Genomic DNA, 18165 nt, shown 5'->3' with positions numbered 1-18165 from the left:
GCTAAGTCCGATGTGAGAACTGCCTGCCGCGAGCATAGGCGAAGGCGCCTGCCGTGCAAGCGGCTCTCCGATCATCGGAATGCAGATCAGCTCAGCGCAGCGGCTTTTTCAGCAGCGAGAATCGATCGGGATCGAGACCCATGGAGGGTTGCAGCATGGGTGCTTCGGACGTGCGGGGAATCGGCCGATCGCCGAATCCGCCGCCGAAGACCGGATCGTTCGGAGCCTCACGGTGCGTCTGAGCGCCGCGCCAGCGTTCCAGCACCGAGCTGACGAAGTTGATATCGTGACCGGTATAGGCGGATGGCGAGGTTGCAATGGTCGCTTCACCCCGCGGCAATTGATGGACGGGCACTTCCTTGAAACGAAGGCGCGTCGGCAGGGCGACGCCTTCGCCGAACGCAAGCACTTCGCGAACGCCGAGCGACGGCACGAACGACAGAAGGTTTGCTGCGGCATCTGAGACCGCGGAGCGCAGCAGCGCCTGGTCGCGATCGTTCGCCAAGCGCATTGCAAAGAGCGTGTTGCACTGGGAGATGATGGTCGCGTCGAGTTCAGCCGGACGCTGTGTGATCAGTCCGAGATAGACGCCGTATTTACGGCCTTCCTTGGCGATACGCGAGACGGCCTTGCGTGTCGGACCAAATCCAATGGTGCGATCGGCAGATGCATAGCGATGAGCTTCTTCGCAAACGAAAAGCATCGGTGATGCGCCGTCACTCCACAATCCAAAATCGAATGCCATGCGGCAGAGCACAGAGACCACGGAATCCACAACCTCGGCCGGGAAGCCCGCGAGCTGCATGATGGTCATCGGCCGGCCGTTAGCCGGCATACGGAACAGAAGGCTGACCACTTCAGCCATCGTGTCGCCGCCGACGTTGGCGTTCTCGAACATGAACGCATAACGTGGATCGTTCTTCACGGCTTCGATGCGCGCGATCAGCTTGTGATAAACGATACGGGAGGATCGGTTTTCCAGCTTGCCCATGCGCTCGTCGATCAGCGAAATCAGGTCGACGAGCCGGTAGGGGACGGGCGTGTCCGGTGTGAAGCCGACGCTTTTCGGGTCGATCCGCTTGAGGCCAACGCGATCAGTGTTCTGGTATTGCGTATAGGTTGCCTTTGCGACCGGGATCAGCTCGACGAGCACTTCGAGCTCTTCAGGAACGCCAGGGCGTCCGCCAAAGATCACATCGACGAATTCCTCGAAATTGAACAACCAGAACGGCAGTTTGATATTGCGGGGGTTAAGGACCAGTGCCTTGTCGCCGAAACACCGGCCGTATTCGTTGTGCACATCAAGCAGGAAGACGCGCAGATTCGGACGTACGCGGAGAATCTCATTCAACAGCAATGAGACGCCGCTGGATTTTCCGACGCCGGTCGAACCGAGGATCGCAAAATGCTTGCTCAGCATTTCCTCGATATCGACATGCGCGATGACGGAGGGATCCTGTTGCAGTGTGCCGATGCTGATCTGCTCTGCTTTCGATGGTGCGTAAACCGTCCGGAGCTGGGGATTGGTGAGGACATCGACAGCATCGCCGATGGTCGGGTAGGACGTAACGCCGCGTTGAAAGCGGCCGGTCGGCCCGTTTGCGATTTCGCCGAGCAGGTCGACGGAAGCAACCGCAATATAATTGTCGGTCGCCGGCAGATTTTCCCGCGTCACTTCGGTGATGATCGCAACGATCGTCGTCGTCGCGGTCCGAATTCCGAAAAATTGGCCGACGGTTGCGCGTGGAGCGCTGTTCGAAATCTGGTTGGTCGCGAGGATTCCAATGCGGGCCTGCGAGCCGCGAACCGAAATCACGCGCCCAAGCGAACCAGCCTGCGGTGAGGTCAACATGCGTAAATTTTGCCTGTCAGAAGTTGGGATTTTCCCCAGACTATGACGGCCGTTGTTGCACAAATTGTTAAACAGGGCCGTGGAACCCAATCGAATCGGCGATCCAGTCCCGCGAGATGGGACGGCCATAGGGACGCTCGTTACGGAAGGGACATTGTCGGATCTCAGCATCAAGTAGCTTAACCGAAAAATAACTTATCTATTTGTTTTTGCGAATAAAAATGAACTGGCGCGTCTTTGCCGTCAGGTGCGGACATATCCGCAAGAATATGGTTTCGACGGAAAGTGGGGGGTAGACCGCGGCTCGCGCGCACTCTATATGCTGCGGCACGATTGATTTGCGGCTTTCCATAAATGCAATGAGCCTGGGCTAAAGCCCGCTCGCTGGGGGACCCTCGATCGATTGGGGAATAGTTCAATGGTAGAACAGCGGACTCTGACTCCGTTAATCTTGGTTCGAATCCAGGTTCCCCAGCCAGACTCGGAAAGTTCTCCATTAAATCAATAGACTTTCGTGCTTGCAGCCGTCCTGACCTCTTTTGGCTGAGAAGTGGTTGCCTTGGTTGCGACCGCCTTTAATCGCACCCATGGTAGCTCGTTCTGCGATGCCCGGAATGCATCGAAATCCGGGATGGATAGACGATTGCCGTGTCGGCTCAAGCAAATGTGGGTGACGGCTCGGACTTAAGCCCAGTGGCGTAAGCTCGAACCGTCGAAGCTGCTCACTTGCGCAAGGCGCTGGAGATTTGGCCGACGAGCGTGGCCCATGGCATGTCGAGCGCGCCGTAGACGGCACCAGCTTCCGGACGCCCGTTATCCTTGAGGATCTCGACCATCAGTGTTGCGTAGTCGGACACGATGACGCCCGCCTGCTGCATGCGCAGCAAGCCCACCTGGTGCTTGGTTTCGCTGAACGTCCCTGAGGCGTCGACGGCGACGTACGCGTCCAGTCCACGTGCCACAGCGGTCATCGCCGGAAACGCGGCGCAGACTTCGAGCGAAATGCCGGCGAAGATCAGCTTCTTGCGGCCGGTTGCTTCAATCGCGCGGGCAACGCGCTCGTCGTCGTAAGCGTTCACCGTGGAACGGTCGATGATTTCAATTCCAGGCAGGGCTTCCACGAGTTCGGGGAAGGTTGGTCCCCACATGCTGTCACGCGCCGTCGTCGTGACGACGATCGGAAGCTTGAGGGCCTTGGCGGCTTTGGCCAGGGCAACGACGTTGTGCTTGAGTTCGCCGGTGGAGTAATCCCGGACGCCGGTCATGAGGCCGATTTGGTGATCGACGAGGACGAGGGCTGCGTTTTCGGCAGTGAGCGGTTCGTAGGCGCGATGAGTCATCTTCGTTCTCCTTCGTTGCTCGATCCGCTTCCGGACCGATGTGACAAACGAGAACTACCCTCTGGACGATCGGCCCAAAAGCCGTCAAAATCCGAACTCAACGTCCGATGTGTTGGACGATGGGTGGCGCATGCTGGATCTAAATGATTTCTTCTTGTTCGTGCAGGTGGTCGATCGTGGCGGCTTCACCGCTGCGAGCCGGACGCTGCGGGCACCCAAATCGACCCTCAGTCACCGCATTCAACAACTTGAAACCAATCTCGGCGTCAGGCTGCTCAATCGCACCTCACGCAAGTTCGGAATGACCGATGCCGGGGAGGATTTCTATCGACATGCGGTTGCGATGCTGCGCGAAGCCGAATTGGCCGAGACCACGATCCGTCATCGGCTCAGCGAGCCGAGCGGGACGATACGTTGTACCGGTGGCGTGGCGACAATGCAGTTCGCCATGTCGGACATCGTCGCCGATTTCCTGGTTAAATATCCGAAGGTCAACGTCGTCGTGCATGCCGTCGATCGTGCTGTCGATATCGTCGGCGAAAACTACGACGTCGCCATCCGGGCGCATTCCGATCCGCTGCCGGATTCAAATCTCGTCCAGCGGACACTCGCGCCGGCGCCATGGTTCTTGTTCGCGGGATCCGACTATCTTGACGAGCATGGTGAGCCAGAGAAGCCCCAAGACCTCGAGAAGCATCCTTCGCTTTTCATGATGCGCACCGGTGTTGCGCCGACATGGCGACTGCGTCATGCGCGGCAGGCGAAGAACGAAGTCGTGATGCCGCTGACGCCGAGGTTACTGAGTGATGACATGGTCGGTCTGCAGCAGGCGGCCATCAAAGGGCTCGGGATCGTCGCGTTGCCGGGCTACATCTGCCGCCAAGCGGTGCGGTCGGGGAAATTGCGGCGGGTGCTGCCGAATTGGATCGCCGGCGATTCCACAATCACCGCCCTTATTCCGTACCGGCAGGGACTCCTGCCGTCGGTACGCGTCTTCCTCGATCATCTGGCGGCGGAATTTCCCAAGACCGTGCTGATGTAAAGACGGCGCTAATCGTCCAATAAGTTGGACGTTAAGTCTGAAATTCGATATCTTTTCGTCCGATCGACGTGCTCGTAGGTTGGCTTCCGACATACCGAAACCGTGTTGGAGAACATCGATGAGCAGTCCAGCCGCACTGAGGGAAGTGAACGGACGATCTGAAAGACTTGGAAAGGTCGTCTCGGCAATCCCGCATACGATCGGGAGCGGATTTTCCGCGCGTCACTTTTCGGAAGAGATGTTCGGAGGCCACATGGATCCGCTTTTGATGGTGGATCACTTCGTGATGACGTCCCCGACATTCGATCCTCATCTTCACGCCGGTATTTCAGCAGTGACGGCGATGTTCGAAGACTCCACAGGAGACTTCCTGAACCGGGACACGCTCGGCCATAACGTCGCGTTGAAGGCAGGCGATCTGTATTGGCTGGCGGCAGCCAGCGGTGCCGCCCATGAAGAGCGCCCGGCGGAAGGTGCACGGACGCACGCTCTGCAGATATTCGTCAATCTGCCGCGCCGCCTCAAGAACGAGCCGGCCCGCGCGCTTCACATCCGTGCGGAAGACGTTCCAGTTCTGCAAGGGGCGGGGTATCGCATCCGTGTGCTTCTTGGCCGCAGCAATGAGGCCACCGGAGCCGACGGCACGCCGGAGGAAATGACGATGCTCGACGGCTGCCTGGAGGACGGTCGCTTCTCTCACCAATTGCCCGAAGGGCGTCAGGCCTGGATCTACGCGGTCTCCGGTGATCTCGCAGTTAGCTGCCAGAACGAGGAGCGCAGACTGAAAGCTGGCACGGCGACAATCGTCGAGGCCGGATTGGAGTCTGAGATCGTGCTCGCGTCCAGTGAAGCATCGCACTTCGTGCTGATGGCGGCGAAGCCCATCCGCGAGTCGTTCGTTAAGCATGGGCCATTGGTGATGTCGACGGAGGCGGATGTCCGGCGCACGCTCGCCAACTACGCCGACGGAAAGTTCGGCCGCATCCCAGCTTAACTCAACTCACATTCAAAATACTCGTGGCGCGTGGGTCGGTGTTCCCCGCCGATGGCGGAGGCTTGCCTCGCAATGCCTGCTCGCGGACACAGCAGCGGAGACTAATAATGTCTGATGTTGAATCACTTAATCATCAACAGAGCAAAACGGAAATCATCGAGCTCTCAAGTGAAGAGCGCGAGCGCGAAATCGCTCTGCGCGATCACTTCGCGCGCTTCTGGGGGACAGCGAGCGGGGAGCCGAGAGCGATTTACGACTCCTTCATCTCAGCGAGCCCCCTGGCAGACAATGTCGATCTCGCGGAAGTCAACGAGGCAGACGTGCAGGGTTGGTGGGTTCGTCCGAACTCGGCCGAACCTGGTCGCGCAATTCTCTTTCTGCACGGCGGTGGTTACGTTGTCGGCTCCGCGCACGCCTACCGTGGCTTTGTGAGTCAGATCGTCAGCCGCACGCAGATTCCCGCGCTTGTCATTGATTACCCCTTGGCGACGGAAGCCACGCTGCCGGCAGCGCCCGACACTGCCCTGAAGGCATGGCAGTGGCTGATTGCGCAGGGGTTTGAACAGATCGCCATTGTCGGAGATTCCGCAGGCGGTGGTTTGACGCTGGTGACGCTTGCTCAACTGATCAAGAAACCTCAGGGACCGACGCCTGTCGCTGGTGTGGTGTTCTCCCCATGGACTGATCTCAGTTTCACCGGCGCGTCGATGAGAGATCCGACCGTCATCGATCCGTTGATCAGCTACGACTATCTGCAGGACTGCGCCCATAAATACCTTGGAGAAGCGGATGCCTCCGATCCACTTGCTTCGCCGTTGTTCGGTGATTTGCAGGGGTTGCCGCCGCTGCTCATTCAAGTCGGCACCGACGAGCACTTGCTCGATGATTCCAAGCAATACGCCCGTCGTGCGACGCGGGCAGGCGTCTCGGTCGCGTTCGAGATCTGGGAAGGGATGCATCACGTATTCCAGCTCGATGTGGCGCATCTCGAGAGTAGCCGCATTGCACTCGACCGGGCCGCGCACTTCCTTCGCAACACCTTCGATCACCGCTGAGCATCACACGCCGCGCAGTCGCCCCCTCAGGAAAGGAAAGTATCATGGCAAATGAAAGCAAGTCCTTCGACGTCGTCATCGTCGGTGGTGGATCCGCAGGCGCCGTACTTGCGAACCGCCTGAGCGAGAATCTCGCCAGACGTGTTCTTCTGCTCGAAGCGGGGCAAGCCTACGCACCGGCGGAGTATCCCGACGTGATCGCGAACGCAAACCGCGTCGGCGGCGATGAGGCCCATGATTGGGGATATCATACCCAGGATCATGTCGGCCTCGGTCACGACGTGAGGGCGATCCGCGGCAAGGTGCTTGGCGGCAGTTCGGGCGTCAACGCGGCGGTTGCAATGCGCGCGAGACCGTCCGACTTCGCACGCTGGGCCGCACTCGGAATCGAAGGATGGTCGTTCGACGATGTACTTCCGATCTACAAGGCGCTGGAGAACACGCCCGCGGGCGATGATGCGTGGCACGGGCGCTCCGGACCATTTCCGATCCGGCAGCGGACGATGGAGGAAAACACGCCATCGATGCGGGCGTTTGTGCTCGCCGCGGAGGCTTGCGGCCTGTCGCGGGTGAGCGACTTCAACGGCGCCGAGCAGAACGGCGTGTCGCCGTATCCGCTCAACGTGGTCGATGGTCGGCGCATCAACACCGGCATGGCCTACTTGACGGACGAGGTTCGCGGGCGGCCGAACCTGACAATCAGAGGGGGTGTCGATGTCGACAGCGTGGTCTTCAATGGCCGCCGCGCAACTGGCGTCCGTCTTGTGGGCGGGGAGATCGTCGCCGCCGGCCAGGTCATCTTGTCCGCCGGCGCGTACGGCAGTCCGGCGATTCTGATGCGATCGGGGATAGGACCATCGTCGCACCTGAAAGAACTCGATATCCCGGTCCTTGTGCACGCTCCGGTCGGCGAGCGGCTGAAGGAGCATCCGTTCTACTACAACGTCTACGCACTTAAGCCGGAGGTCAAATCGATGGCGCCGGTCGCGGGAGCCATCATCTGGACCAATTCCAGCGAGGCTGGTCCCGACGAACTCGATCTGCACATCTCCGGCACACACATCTTCGATCCGGCGCAAAGCCCAACAGGAGGTGCGATCGTTCTCGCCTGCTCGGTGACGCTTCCCAAGTCGCTCGGCTCGGTCCGCTTGGCCAGCCGCGATCCGCGCGCGATGCCGCTCATTCGGTTCAACTTTTTTCAGGACCGGAGCGATCTGCGGCGGATGATGGAGGCGGTGCGGCTGTCGCGCCGTATCGGCCGGACGGCGCCGTTCAGCGATGTGGTCCAGCTTGAGATGACCCCCGGCAAGGACGTTCAGGACGATGCTGCCCTCGAGAAGGCGATCATTGCGTCCGTTGACGGCTATTCCCATCCGACCTCATCGGTACCGATGGGCGGCGATAACGACCCTGCCGCCGTCGTCGATATGAAAGGCGCGGTTCGCGGCGTGGAAGGTCTTCACGTCGTCGACGCATCGATCATGCCTGATATTGTCTCGGCGCCGACGAACGTGACCACGATCATGATCGCGGAGGCCATCAGCCGGAAGCTTTGATTCATGAACAGGGTGATAGTCGCGACGATACCCATCGGGCGATCAGCGGTATCGACATTTGCTCTCACCGTTGTTCAACGTTCTGCTTTTTTGACTTGGACACACTCTCGGTTGTGCGAACCCGAGAGTGTGCGGTTCAGCGCCAGCCGCACCTCTTGCGTCCGCGATGCCACCAACAGGTCCAACGACTTCGCTGGGGATCGCGACGGCGAGGACCCCACCGACGATGGTGCGGCCCTCTGGGATCTACACTGGTGGCTTGGGCGCTCGTAATGAGACTCTCAGATGGCGCGGTCTTTGCAGTCGGACCTGTCAGTGCTTCTGCGGGACTAAATGCAATGAGGCCAAAGGAAGTGATGCCCGCGCTTGCGATGACGACGCCAGATAGGGTGTGGCGAAGAAATATTCGGCGGTTGATTGCGCTCATATGTTCGGGCCCTTTCTTCAATACGCGTCAACGCACTGTGACTGATCGGCCGTGAGACACCTCGCTCCATTCCGGTAACGATGGCGTTCAATCTAAGACGCAAGTGGCTTCAAGAACACCGATGAATTTGCGAGCAGGTTGATGCCCTCATGTCAACGGCGAGCCAAAGCTCAATAAAAGAAAAGCGTTTCGCCTCCGCATCGACGATAGTTTGAAGGCTAAATTCGTTCAAATTGTATTGGAGATGGCTAAGGCCACCGTGAAATTATCCTACTCCGTCTTGCAGCGCAGCACCACGGATAGTTGATCCCGCTTTTTCTCTCGAAGGAGCCGAAGCAGAAGCAATCTGACGCCGACAACAGGTGGTTCACATGGTAGCTTTTCACCACGTGATCCAATCCCGTGAATGAGGTGGCGATGAAGATATATCTCACCTACGCTTTCATAGCCGGTCTCGGTCTATTCAGCTTATCTGATTTTACGCCGGCTCTGGCACAAGACGCCGCCGTTGGTGATCGAGCTGGTCGTGGGGCCCGCCATGAATTCAGTCGTCAGGAAGCGATACATATCGCGAGGCTCAATGGAGTTGCTCGCGTGCGGAACATAGATCGACGTGGTCGATACTGGATCGTGATGGGGGAGCCGCGCCGCGGGCGAGACCTTTTGAACGTTCGCATCGATGCTCGAACCGGGCGTGTCGTGGGAATGAATCGTTTGCGGCGTTAGTCCATTTTGAATCCTTGTCACACCCAGGTGTGGATTCCACGATACATTGTTGAGAGGGCTCTGGTTTCGGGTTTACGATTGGAGGCCGTGATTATCAGGCGAAGAGGGGACATAGATAGATCGATAACGCTTCAGCTCATCCGACAATTTTCCATGGAGATGTAAATGTCGAAGACTTGGCTTACGGCGGTTGCGTGCTTTTTCGTCATTGCGTCGGCTTTGCCGGCGTCGGCGCAGGGCACGCGTAGCACGCGCGTTGGAGGATTGACCTGCGAATCCGGCCCAAGCGTCGGATTGGTCGTCGGCTCGCGGCAAAACCTTCGATGTGTATTCCGCTCGGTCGCGACGGGACGGCGTTACACATATAGGGGGACCGTCACTCGCGTGGGTCTCGATCTCGGCGTCACAGCCGGGGGACGGTTGTTCTGGGCTGTTTTTGCGCCAAGCCGGGTTACTCACCGGTCGCTCCGAGGCACCTATGTGGGTGCGAGTGCCGATGCATCGTTGGGTCTTGGTTTAGGCGCCAACGTGCTGATTGGCGGCTCCAACCGAACGATCTCCTTGCAGCCGCTCTCTGTTGAAGGACAGGTCGGCATCAATGTGGCTCTCGGAGTAACGAGGCTGGTTCTTCGTTAGCGGATACTGGAGCGGTATTCCTCGTGAAGTTATTTCGATAGACAGCTGCGAAGTCTCGCTCACCGCCTATGCCGGTGAGCGGGCTTCGATGGATTGCTCCTTTCCGCCGAACCAGGCGACGTAAACGGTCGGCAGGAAAATCAGCGTCAGGACGGTCGCGACCAGTAATCCACCCATGATCGCATAGGCCATCGGTCCCCAGAACACGGTCGGCGCGATCGGAATCATGCCGAGCACCGTCGATATCGCTGTGAGCATAATGGGGCGGAAGCGCGCGCTGCTGGCATCGATCGCCGCATCCCAGACACTTCTGCCTTGCTCCCGCTCGGCCTCGATCTGCCCGATCAGGATCACGGCGTTTTTCGTGATCATTCCGATCAAGGCGAGGATCCCGAGGATCGCTACAAAGCCCAACGGCTTACCGGAAAGGAGAAGCGCGGCCACGACCCCAATCAAGCCCAGCGGTGCGACACTCAGCACCAGAAACAGCCGCTGAAAGCTGTGCAATTGGGCCATGAGGATAGTCAGCATCAGCAGTAACATCACAGGTACAACGGCAATGACCGACGCCTGGGATTTCTTGCTCTCTTCGACCGTGCCACCGACGACGGCTTGATATGAGCGCGGGAGATCCTTCCTCAGAGCGCTGATCGAAGGTTCTAACGCGTTGATCACAGTCTCCGGCAGTGCTCCAGGTACCACGTCAGCTTGGACAGTGAGCGTGGGCACGCGATCCCGTCGCCAAACTAAGGGATATTCTTGTTGATATTCGAAGGTGGCGAATTGGCTCAGCGGAACTGTCTGGCCGTTCGGGAGAGGGACCTGCAAGGTCCGCAAGTTCGTGAGCGAGACGCGTTGTTCGTCAGTCGCGCGCGTCACCACGTCGATCAGATAAATGTCGTCGCGCACTTGGGTGACCGGGTTCCCGGAAATGACCGTGTTGAGGACTGCCGCGACGGCTTGCGAGCTTAGCCCCAACAATCTTGCTTCATCCTGATCGATGCGGATGCGCACCTGGCGCGCCGGTTCGATCCAGTCAAAGTTGACCTTCTCAGCTTGCGGGTTTGCCGCAACAATTTTGGCGAGCTTCAGGGCGATTTCCCGCACTTGAGCGATATCCGGGCCGCTGACACGGTATTGCAGAGGCCACCCCACGGGAGGACCGAGTTCGAGTGGCGATATGCGGGTGACTGCGCTCGGAAATTCATTCGCGAGAAATGTTTCCAGCTTGGCGCGCAGTCGCTCGCGCGCCGCCACGTCCTTTGCAACGATCACCGCTTGGGTGAAGAAGTCGTTCGGCAATTGGACATTCAGCGGTAAATAGAAGCGGATGGCGCCACGGCCGACATAGGTGCTCCAGCGCGCCACATCCGCATCACCTTTAAGAGCGGCGTCGAAGCGTTTCGCCGCCGCCTCGCTGGCATAGATCGATGAATTTTGCGGAAGACTAATGTCTACCAGGAGTTCCGGGCGATCGGATGATGGAAAAAATTGCCGCGGGATGAGGGGAAGCGCGAGAAAGGATGCAACGAAGAATGCCAGTGCTAAAGCGATTGTGACCCATTTTCCTCTCATGGCGGTGGTGAGAAATCCCCGATACCAATTGGAAATCTTTCCGGGGGCGCCGCTTTGGGTCGTCCTGGGAGGTTTCAGGATGACGACGCCCAGCAGTGGCGCAAAGACGACGGCGACGAACCAGGACACGATCAATGCGATGCTGACGACGGCAAAGAGCGAAAACGTGTATTCGCCCGCAGAACTTGCGGCGAAGCCGACCGGGACGAAGCCTGCGATGGTGACCAGTGTCCCGGCGAGCATGGCGAACGCATAGGTCCGGAATGCGAAGGTCGCGGCTTCGACCTTGCTGTCGCCTTCGGCGAGCCGGTTGAGCGTCGCATCCGTGGTGGTCATTGCATCGTCCACCAGTAACGCGAGCGCGATGATCAACGCGCCGAGCGATATACGCTGCATGTCGATGCCCGCCATCTTCATGATCGGAAACACAATCGCGAGTGTCAAAGGGATAGACAGGGCGATGATCAGACCCGGACGAACGCCGAGACTGATGAAGCTGGTGACTAGAATGATCGCAATCGCTTGCAGCAGCGATGTCATGAATTCGGAGATCGCGCCGTCCACAGTGACGGCCTGGTCGGCCACCAGCTTCGGCTCGATGCCGATAGGCAGGTCAATGGTGATCCGTGCCATCGCCTTCTTGATGTTCTGACCGAGAGCAAGGATGTCGCCGCCATCGCGCATGGCAATGGCAAGACCAATTGCCGGCTCGCCATTGACGCGAAACATCGGTTGCGGCGGATCGGCATATCCACGGCGCACCTGGGCGATATCGCTGAGGCGCAGGGTACGTCCGTCGACGATGAAATTGACGTTTGCGACGTCCTGCTCAGAGCGGAATGCGCCCGATACGCGGAGCGAGACGCTTTCATAGCCCGTCTGGATTGTGCCGGAGGGGCGTACGATATTTTGGGCCTGAAGTGCGGCAATCAGCGCTGAGCGGTCAATCCCGAGTCCAGCGAGCTCCTTGATCGAGAATTCAACAAAAATCCGCTCGTCCTGTGCTCCGAGCAATTCGATTTTCGATACGTCATGAATGAGAAGGAGCTTCGAGCGAATATCTTCAACGTAATCGCGAAGCTCGCGATGGGTGAAGCCGTCGCTCGTGAAGCCGTATATGATCCCGAATGTATCGCCGAAATCGTCATTGAAGCCGGGGCCGACGATGCCCGCAGGAAGGGTGTGGCGAATGTCACCGATGTTCTTGCGGACCTGGTACCAGGTATCGGCAACTTGCTTCGCGTTCGCGCTCCCCTCGAGATTGACAAAGATCGTCGTAACCCCGGCACTCGTGTAACTGCGCAGGAAGTCGAGGTGAGGGGTTTCCTGAAGCTTGCGCTCGATCCGTTCCGTGACCTGCTTGAGTGTATCTTCGACGGTTGCACCGGGCCATGCCGCCTGCACGATCATGGTCTTGATGATAAACGACGGGTCTTCGCTACGGCCGAGGCGGAAATAGGACAGAACACCTGCGATCACGGCGATGATCATGAGGTAGGCAACAAGCGAACGGTGTCTCAATGCCCATTCTGAAAGATTGAAGCTGGTCATGGCACAGATCCGAGCACGCGAATCTTCTGCCCTGGGTGCAGGGCTTGCACGCCTGCTGTGACGACCAGTTCGCCGGCATCGAGCCCTTGGGAGACGGCAACCAGGGCCTGATCGAAGCGCAGGACATCCACATTGCGCATGGAGACAGTCTTGTTGGCCGGGTCGACAATCCACACTGCCGGCTGCTGATTGATCCGCGTCAATGCTGTTGCGGGGATTTCGATGACCGGAACAGCCACTGTCTCCAGCCGTCCCGTCACAGTTGCGCCAAGGCGCATTGCTGCTGGAGGTTCAGTCAATCCAACCTTCACTTCGAAGGTTCTTGTGGCAGGATTGGCCTGCGGCGCAACCTCGCGAATGCGTCCGCGCGCTGTCACGGTCGGGTCGTCCGCAAGGCTTACGGAGATTTGCGGATCGCTTGGCGCCGTTCGAATGATCTGGGACGGAATATCAAAGACGGCATCGCGTCCGTCTTTTCGCGCAACCCTGAAGATGCTCTGTCCTGCCTGAACAACTTCGCCGACCGAGGGACCTGTGGCCGTTAAGATGCCCGGCGCGTCCGCCTTGAGTTCGGTAAAGCCGACCAGATCATGTGCAATCTTGAGCTGGGCTTCGGCGGCGTCAACCTGCGATTGGGCGGTCTGTTGTGCCTGCTTTGCTTGGTCGAAATTTGCACGGGTCGTCCAGCCTTGACCCAGAAGCGTTTCCTGGCGCTCGAAATGATTGCGCGCCTGGGTGAGCTGCCCCTGAGCGGCGGCGAGACCGGCTTGGGCTTGCCGCAGCGCATTCAACTCGTTCTGCGATTCGAGACGTGCGACAACCTGACCGGGCTCTATTCGATCTCCGAGCTTGCCGTTGCTTTCGAGCAGGCGGCCGGAAATCCGGAATGCGAGCGAGACTTCGTCCTCTGCCTCGATGCGACCGGTGAAGGTCAGCGGTGTTCCGGCTTCCCGCCGTTCAACCGTTATGGCCCTGACAGGCCGCACTTCCGGAGCGGCGGACGTTTCCGCCTCGCGCTGGCAAGCTACAAACACGGTCGGGAGAATCAGGGCGATCAATGCCGGCTGCGTCATACGACGCATCTGCTTCATACGAGCGACGTATGCAGACATGGCCAAGCCCTTTCTGCCGCGCAAGTTTGTTTATTGTGCTCTGTTTATTGTTCTCTTCCGTCCATTTCCTTGATGCGGCTCTTACTGCGTGATCGCTGTGTACGATAGTCTCGCCTGTTTCGCGGAACCGCTTGAAATATCCGATAGCTACAATGAGTTCACCGAATAAGCTTATCGCGTTTTTCAAGTCGAGGATAGCGATTGAAATCGGACACTACTCAAATGTGTTACGTCGAACAGATGCAGCGATCATCGACGTCGTCTGCCGCCATTGCGAACTTCGACGCAAGACTGACGAGACCGCCAGCATATCCACTTCATTGTACGGCAGCTCATCGCACGGCAGTGTGCGCAAGCCGCGATATGCGCATGTTTCGAATGAGTAGTTTCTCGCCCTCGACCACGAGGAAGAAGATAAAGCCGCCCAGCAGGAGCCATGGCCATACGGAAAGCGGAATGGCTTCTGTTTCAAACAGAGCCTGGAGAGGCGGGGCGTAGGTGAACAATAACTGGAGAATGACAACAGCGCCGATGCCGAGCGGCAGATATTTATTGTCCAGGTGCGCTTTCAAAGACAGCGATGAGTCGACCTTATATCGGCTGTTGAGCAGATAGAAAATCTGGCCGATGACGAGCGCGTTCACGGCAGTAGCCCGCGCAAGCGCATCGGACGCGCCATTCGATTTCATCCAAAAGAAAGCCCACAAGGTGAGGATGAGCAATGCTAAGCCTACAAAGACGACGCGCCATACACCGAATCCATCCAGGATTGGGAGCTCGACCGCACGTGGCGGTCGTTGCATGACATCAAGCTCATGCGGCTCGAACGAGATCACGAGCCCAAGTGCGACGGACGTGACCATGTTCACCCAGAGGATTTGGGGAGCGGTAATCGGCGCGGTGAACCCGACGAAAATGGCCACCATGATCACAAGTGCCTGGGCGACGTTCGTTGGCAATAAGAACAGAATGGCCTTTTCAATGTTGTTATAGACTGTACGCCCTTCTTTGACGGCTGCGGTGATTGAGGCAAAGTTGTCGTCGGCAAGCACCATCTCGGCAGCTTCCTTGGTCACTTCGGTGCCCTTGATGCCCATTGCGACGCCGATATCGGCTTTCTTCAGGGCTGGGGCGTCGTTCACCCCATCGCCCGTCATCGCGACGACTTGTCTGTTCGCCTGAATGGCCTTGACGAGGCGTAGCTTGTGTTCTGGGCTCGCTCTTGCAAAGACGTCCACATCTCGGACGCGATCCTGCAGCGTCGCTGTGTCCATCTGCTCGATTTCGCTGCCCGTGATTGCGGTCTTGCCGTCGCCAATCCCCAGCATCTCCGCGATAGCTGCGGCTGTAATCTTGTGGTCGCCGGTGATCATGGTGACGCGGATGCCGCCGTGGTGACAGTCCTTGACGGCTTCGATGGCCTCTTGGCGCGGAGGATCCAATAGTCCAATGAGCCCGATGAGCACCAGATTTTTCGGCAGGTCCGCCGGTCCAAGGCTACCAATGTTGATCTCCGGTTGATCCTGCCATGCGAGAGCGAGTACGCGCTCACCCTGCGCGGCGAGGAGATCCGACGCCTTTAACCAGTAGTTGCGTTCGATGACTGCAGATTGGTCGTCTTGGATGTGTTGTCGATCGCAATGATCCAGAATGACTTCCGGAGCGCCTTTGACAAGGAGCATCGTCTTCCCGGCAGCATCCTTGTTCACGGTGGCCATGAACTTATGTTCTGATTCAAATGGAATCATATCGATTCTTGGGAACGCGGATTGTTCGGCCTGCCGATCGAGTCCGATCTTTACGGCGAATGGATAGAGTGCTCCTTCAGTCGGATCGCCTTCGACCTTCCAGACGCCGTCCTCCTGCAGCAATTCCGCATCGTTGCAAAGCATCGAAACCTTGCCCATGAGCTTCAAGGCTGAGTCCGCGGCGGCGCGTTTGCCATCCTTCTGAATTTCGCCGTCCGCTGCATAACCCTGTCCTGTCACGGTGTATGTCGTTTTGGCGGTCACGGCCGAGACCACCATCATCTCCATCAAGGTGAGGGTGCCGGTTTTGTCGGAGCAAATTCGGGAGACCGAACCGAGCGTTTCGACCGCGGGAAGTTGCCGAATGATGGCATTGCGCTGAGCCATTCGCTGCACGCCGATCGCCAGGGTGACTGTGATAAGAGCCGGCAACCCCTCAGGGATCGCTGACACCGCAATGCTGACCACAGATTGAAAGATATCCACGAAAGGCATTTGCCGCACAAAACGGCCGAACAGGAAGACGATCACGCTGACAATGCCGATCACTGCGGTGATGGCATATCCGAATTTCTTGATCTGACGCAGCAGGGGCGTCTCAATTGCACTTACTGCCGTCATCATCTGGTTGATGCGGCCTAATTCCGTATCGGCTCCCGTTGCAACAACGATGCCGGTGCCGCGCCCTGAAGCGACCAGTGTGCCGGAGAAGGCCATGCCTTCTCGATCGCCGACAGTCGCCCGTTCGTTCACTGCTTCCGTGGTCTTGTCGATGGGAACGGATTCCCCGGTGAGGGCGGCTTCCTCCGTTCTCAGGTTCTTTGCGTCAATGAGGCGCAGGTCGGCTGGAATCTTGTCGCCGGATTCGAGCAGCACGACGTCGCCCGGAACGAGATCCTCGCTCGGCACAAAACGAGTCTCGCCACCACGCAGAGTTCTCGCTTCCGCCGACAACATGTTTCGGATCGATTCAAGCGCTTCCTCGGCTTTGCCTTCTTGAATATATCCGAGGAGAGCATTGAGGACGACCACCGCCAATATAATGAAAGCATCGAGCCAGAGGCCGATCATCAGCTTGACGAATCCGGCGGCGAGCAAAACGTAGACGAGTATGTTGTTAAATTGCATGAGGAACCGCATGAATGGTCCTCGTTTCCGGCCCTCGGGTAATTTGTTGGGACCATACGTCTCAAGACGGCTCTCGACTTCGGAGAAGGGCAGGCCGGATTGTAGATTGCTGTCTAACCGTCGCAGCACATCGTTCGCTGCAATTGCATGCCAAGGTATCGAGCCGGGCCCGGGCGTACTGTTTGCTACCGTGGTCATCGGCGTACTCCGTGGTTTGATTTGCACCAGAGTTCGACCAATCGACGTTCGCAGCGGAGCGAAGAGCTCCTCAAACCGTAAATCCGCTGAGAGCTGAGTGTAGATCGTCTTGGAAACGCGAGTAAAGCTGCGCGTCTCAAGCCGGCTCAGTTAGCAAAGGGTGCAGACTCGTTATAGCGGGCTCTTGAGTTGCAATGCAGCAAGGCCGCTGCGTGCGATCACCCAAGTTACTGATAGTTCGTATCCTTTTGAGTGACGAATAAAACACACTGTTTCATGGAGGGCGACCGGCTATCATGTCGCACGGCTGATTGCTGTACCGAGGCTGCGAACCTTATTCCAAACTCGGAGGGGACAGGATGGTCATCGCATCCGATAAGCCAATGGCGCGCAAGGACTATGAGACTGCGCTTCGTACCTTGCAGGTTGAGCTGTGTGCGCTTCAAGATTGGGTTAAGGAAAAAGGTCTCCGCGTGGTCGTGGTTTTTGAAGGCCGCGACGCGGCCGGCAAAGGAGGCACGATCAAGGCTCTCACCGAACGAGTGAGTCCGCGGGTCTTCCGCGTCGTCGCATTACCGGCTCCTTCAGATCGCGAGCGATCGCAAGTCTATATGCAGCGTTTCTTCCGGCACTTTCCGGCAGCCGGCGAAATCGTGATTTTCGATCGTAGCTGGTACAATCGAGCAGGCGTCGAGTACGTCATGGGCTTTTGTACAAAGCAACAACACCAGCGCTTTCTTGAGGTCTGTCCTGAATTTGAACGATATGCCGTGGACGACGGCATCTTGCTCATCAAATTCTGGATGGAGGTGAGCGATGCCGAGCAAAAACGTCGCTTCGAGGCGCGTATCACGGACCCGCTTCGTCAATGGAAGCTGAGCCCCACGGATCTCTGCTCCCGACGCAAATGGTTTGATTACTCCAGAGCGCGCGACATCATGTTCGAGGCGACCGATACCAAGTTTGCGCCCTGGTTTATTGTGCGTTCTGATGACAAGCGTCGTGCGCGACTGAACTGCATCAGCCACCTGCTGGGCGTCATTCCTTACAAGAAGACACGGCGGGAGCTTGTGAAGCTTCCAAAACGGGAGGTTAAGAACGCATACGATGATCAGGCAACACTCGAGGGCCGGCGGTTCGTTGACGAAAAATACTAGCGCAAGAAATGAGAGTGAGACGCGGGGGATATATCTGACGGCACTTCTGTCATTGTTACTCACTACAC

General features: G+C 58.1%; 11 protein-coding genes and 1 tRNA gene. 7 read left to right on the top strand and 5 right to left on the bottom strand.

The window, feature by feature from the left end:
• Positions 1-91: 91 nt before the first annotated feature.
• Entirely contained in the window at positions 92-1852 is a 1761-nt protein-coding gene (locus ACP0KA_RS00760) for an ATP-binding protein (RefSeq protein ID WP_424626928.1), read from the bottom strand.
• 404 nt (positions 1853-2256) lie between these two features.
• Between ACP0KA_RS00760 and ACP0KA_RS00755 the strand changes: the two genes are divergently transcribed.
• A tRNA-Gln gene (locus tag ACP0KA_RS00755) sits at positions 2257-2330 on the top strand.
• A gap of 244 nt (positions 2331-2574) precedes the next feature.
• Here the strand turns inward: ACP0KA_RS00755 and ACP0KA_RS00750 are convergent.
• Positions 2575-3192 carry an isochorismatase family protein gene (locus ACP0KA_RS00750; protein ID WP_424626927.1) on the bottom strand — a complete coding sequence of 206 codons (618 nt, stop codon included), beginning with the start codon at positions 3190-3192 and terminating at the stop codon, positions 2575-2577.
• A 130-nt stretch (positions 3193-3322) separates the two neighbouring features.
• Between ACP0KA_RS00750 and ACP0KA_RS00745 the strand changes: the two genes are divergently transcribed.
• From ACP0KA_RS00745 to ACP0KA_RS00725, 5 genes are all read left to right on the top strand, one after another.
• On the top strand, positions 3323-4234 hold the full coding sequence (locus ACP0KA_RS00745; protein WP_424626926.1) for a LysR substrate-binding domain-containing protein: 912 nt from the start codon (positions 3323-3325) through the stop codon (positions 4232-4234).
• Between the two features lie 118 nt (positions 4235-4352).
• The gene (locus ACP0KA_RS00740; protein ID WP_424626925.1) at positions 4353-5228 is read left to right on the top strand and encodes a pirin family protein; all 876 of its coding nucleotides are present in this window, start codon (positions 4353-4355) and stop codon (positions 5226-5228) included.
• Positions 5229-5335: 107 nt separating this feature from the next.
• Positions 5336-6283, top strand: coding sequence for an alpha/beta hydrolase (locus ACP0KA_RS00735; protein ID WP_424626924.1), 948 nt, complete (start codon positions 5336-5338; stop codon positions 6281-6283).
• A 44-nt stretch (positions 6284-6327) separates the two neighbouring features.
• Positions 6328-7839, top strand: coding sequence for a GMC family oxidoreductase (locus ACP0KA_RS00730; protein WP_424626923.1), 1512 nt, complete (start codon positions 6328-6330; stop codon positions 7837-7839).
• 1318 nt (positions 7840-9157) lie between these two features.
• Positions 9158-9628 (top strand): DUF992 domain-containing protein, encoded by a 471-nt coding sequence (locus ACP0KA_RS00725; protein WP_424626922.1) that lies wholly within the window; start codon positions 9158-9160, stop codon positions 9626-9628.
• A 66-nt stretch (positions 9629-9694) separates the two neighbouring features.
• On the opposite strand, the gene ACP0KA_RS00720 is transcribed toward ACP0KA_RS00725, so the two are convergent.
• The 3 genes from ACP0KA_RS00720 to ACP0KA_RS00710 form a co-directional block, all read right to left on the bottom strand.
• Positions 9695-12754 carry an efflux RND transporter permease subunit gene (locus ACP0KA_RS00720; protein WP_424626921.1) on the bottom strand — a complete coding sequence of 1020 codons (3060 nt, stop codon included), beginning with the start codon at positions 12752-12754 and terminating at the stop codon, positions 9695-9697.
• A complete protein-coding gene (locus ACP0KA_RS00715; RefSeq protein WP_424626920.1) occupies positions 12751-13866 on the bottom strand; it encodes an efflux RND transporter periplasmic adaptor subunit in 1116 nt (371 codons plus the stop codon). The genes ACP0KA_RS00720 and ACP0KA_RS00715 overlap by 4 nt, the downstream gene beginning before the upstream one ends.
• A 332-nt stretch (positions 13867-14198) precedes the next feature.
• Complete coding sequence (locus tag ACP0KA_RS00710) at positions 14199-16940, bottom strand: HAD-IC family P-type ATPase (RefSeq protein ID WP_424626919.1); 2742 nt, start codon at positions 16938-16940, stop codon at positions 14199-14201.
• 359 nt (positions 16941-17299) lie between these two features.
• Here ACP0KA_RS00710 and ppk2 point away from each other — a divergent pair, with 359 nt between their 5' ends.
• Positions 17300-18097 (top strand): polyphosphate kinase 2, encoded by a 798-nt coding sequence (ppk2, locus tag ACP0KA_RS00705; protein WP_424626918.1) that lies wholly within the window; start codon positions 17300-17302, stop codon positions 18095-18097.
• Positions 18098-18165: the final 68 nt, after the last annotated feature.

It is taken from the genome of Bradyrhizobium sp. SYSU BS000235, from assembly GCF_049747295.1.
GTDB lineage: Bacteria > Pseudomonadota > Alphaproteobacteria > Rhizobiales > Xanthobacteraceae > Afipia.
Note: the sequence above shows the minus strand (reverse complement) of the source record. Positions and strands in the feature narration are given on the sequence as shown.

Coding starts and splice junctions, on each gene's coding strand:
- ACP0KA_RS00760 (WP_424626928.1), bottom strand. CDS start 1,852: ATGTTGACCTCACCGCAGGCTGGTTCGCTTGGGCGCGTGATTTCGGTT.
- ACP0KA_RS00750 (WP_424626927.1), bottom strand. CDS start 3,192: ATGACTCATCGCGCCTACGAACCGCTCACTGCCGAAAACGCAGCCCTC.
- ACP0KA_RS00745 (WP_424626926.1), top strand. CDS start 3,323: ATGCTGGATCTAAATGATTTCTTCTTGTTCGTGCAGGTGGTCGATCGT.
- ACP0KA_RS00740 (WP_424626925.1), top strand. CDS start 4,353: ATGAGCAGTCCAGCCGCACTGAGGGAAGTGAACGGACGATCTGAAAGA.
- ACP0KA_RS00735 (WP_424626924.1), top strand. CDS start 5,336: ATGTCTGATGTTGAATCACTTAATCATCAACAGAGCAAAACGGAAATC.
- ACP0KA_RS00730 (WP_424626923.1), top strand. CDS start 6,328: ATGGCAAATGAAAGCAAGTCCTTCGACGTCGTCATCGTCGGTGGTGGA.
- ACP0KA_RS00725 (WP_424626922.1), top strand. CDS start 9,158: ATGTCGAAGACTTGGCTTACGGCGGTTGCGTGCTTTTTCGTCATTGCG.
- ACP0KA_RS00720 (WP_424626921.1), bottom strand. CDS start 12,754: ATGACCAGCTTCAATCTTTCAGAATGGGCATTGAGACACCGTTCGCTT.
- ACP0KA_RS00715 (WP_424626920.1), bottom strand. CDS start 13,866: ATGTCTGCATACGTCGCTCGTATGAAGCAGATGCGTCGTATGACGCAG.
- ACP0KA_RS00710 (WP_424626919.1), bottom strand. CDS start 16,940: ATGACCACGGTAGCAAACAGTACGCCCGGGCCCGGCTCGATACCTTGG.
- ppk2 (WP_424626918.1), top strand. CDS start 17,300: ATGGTCATCGCATCCGATAAGCCAATGGCGCGCAAGGACTATGAGACT.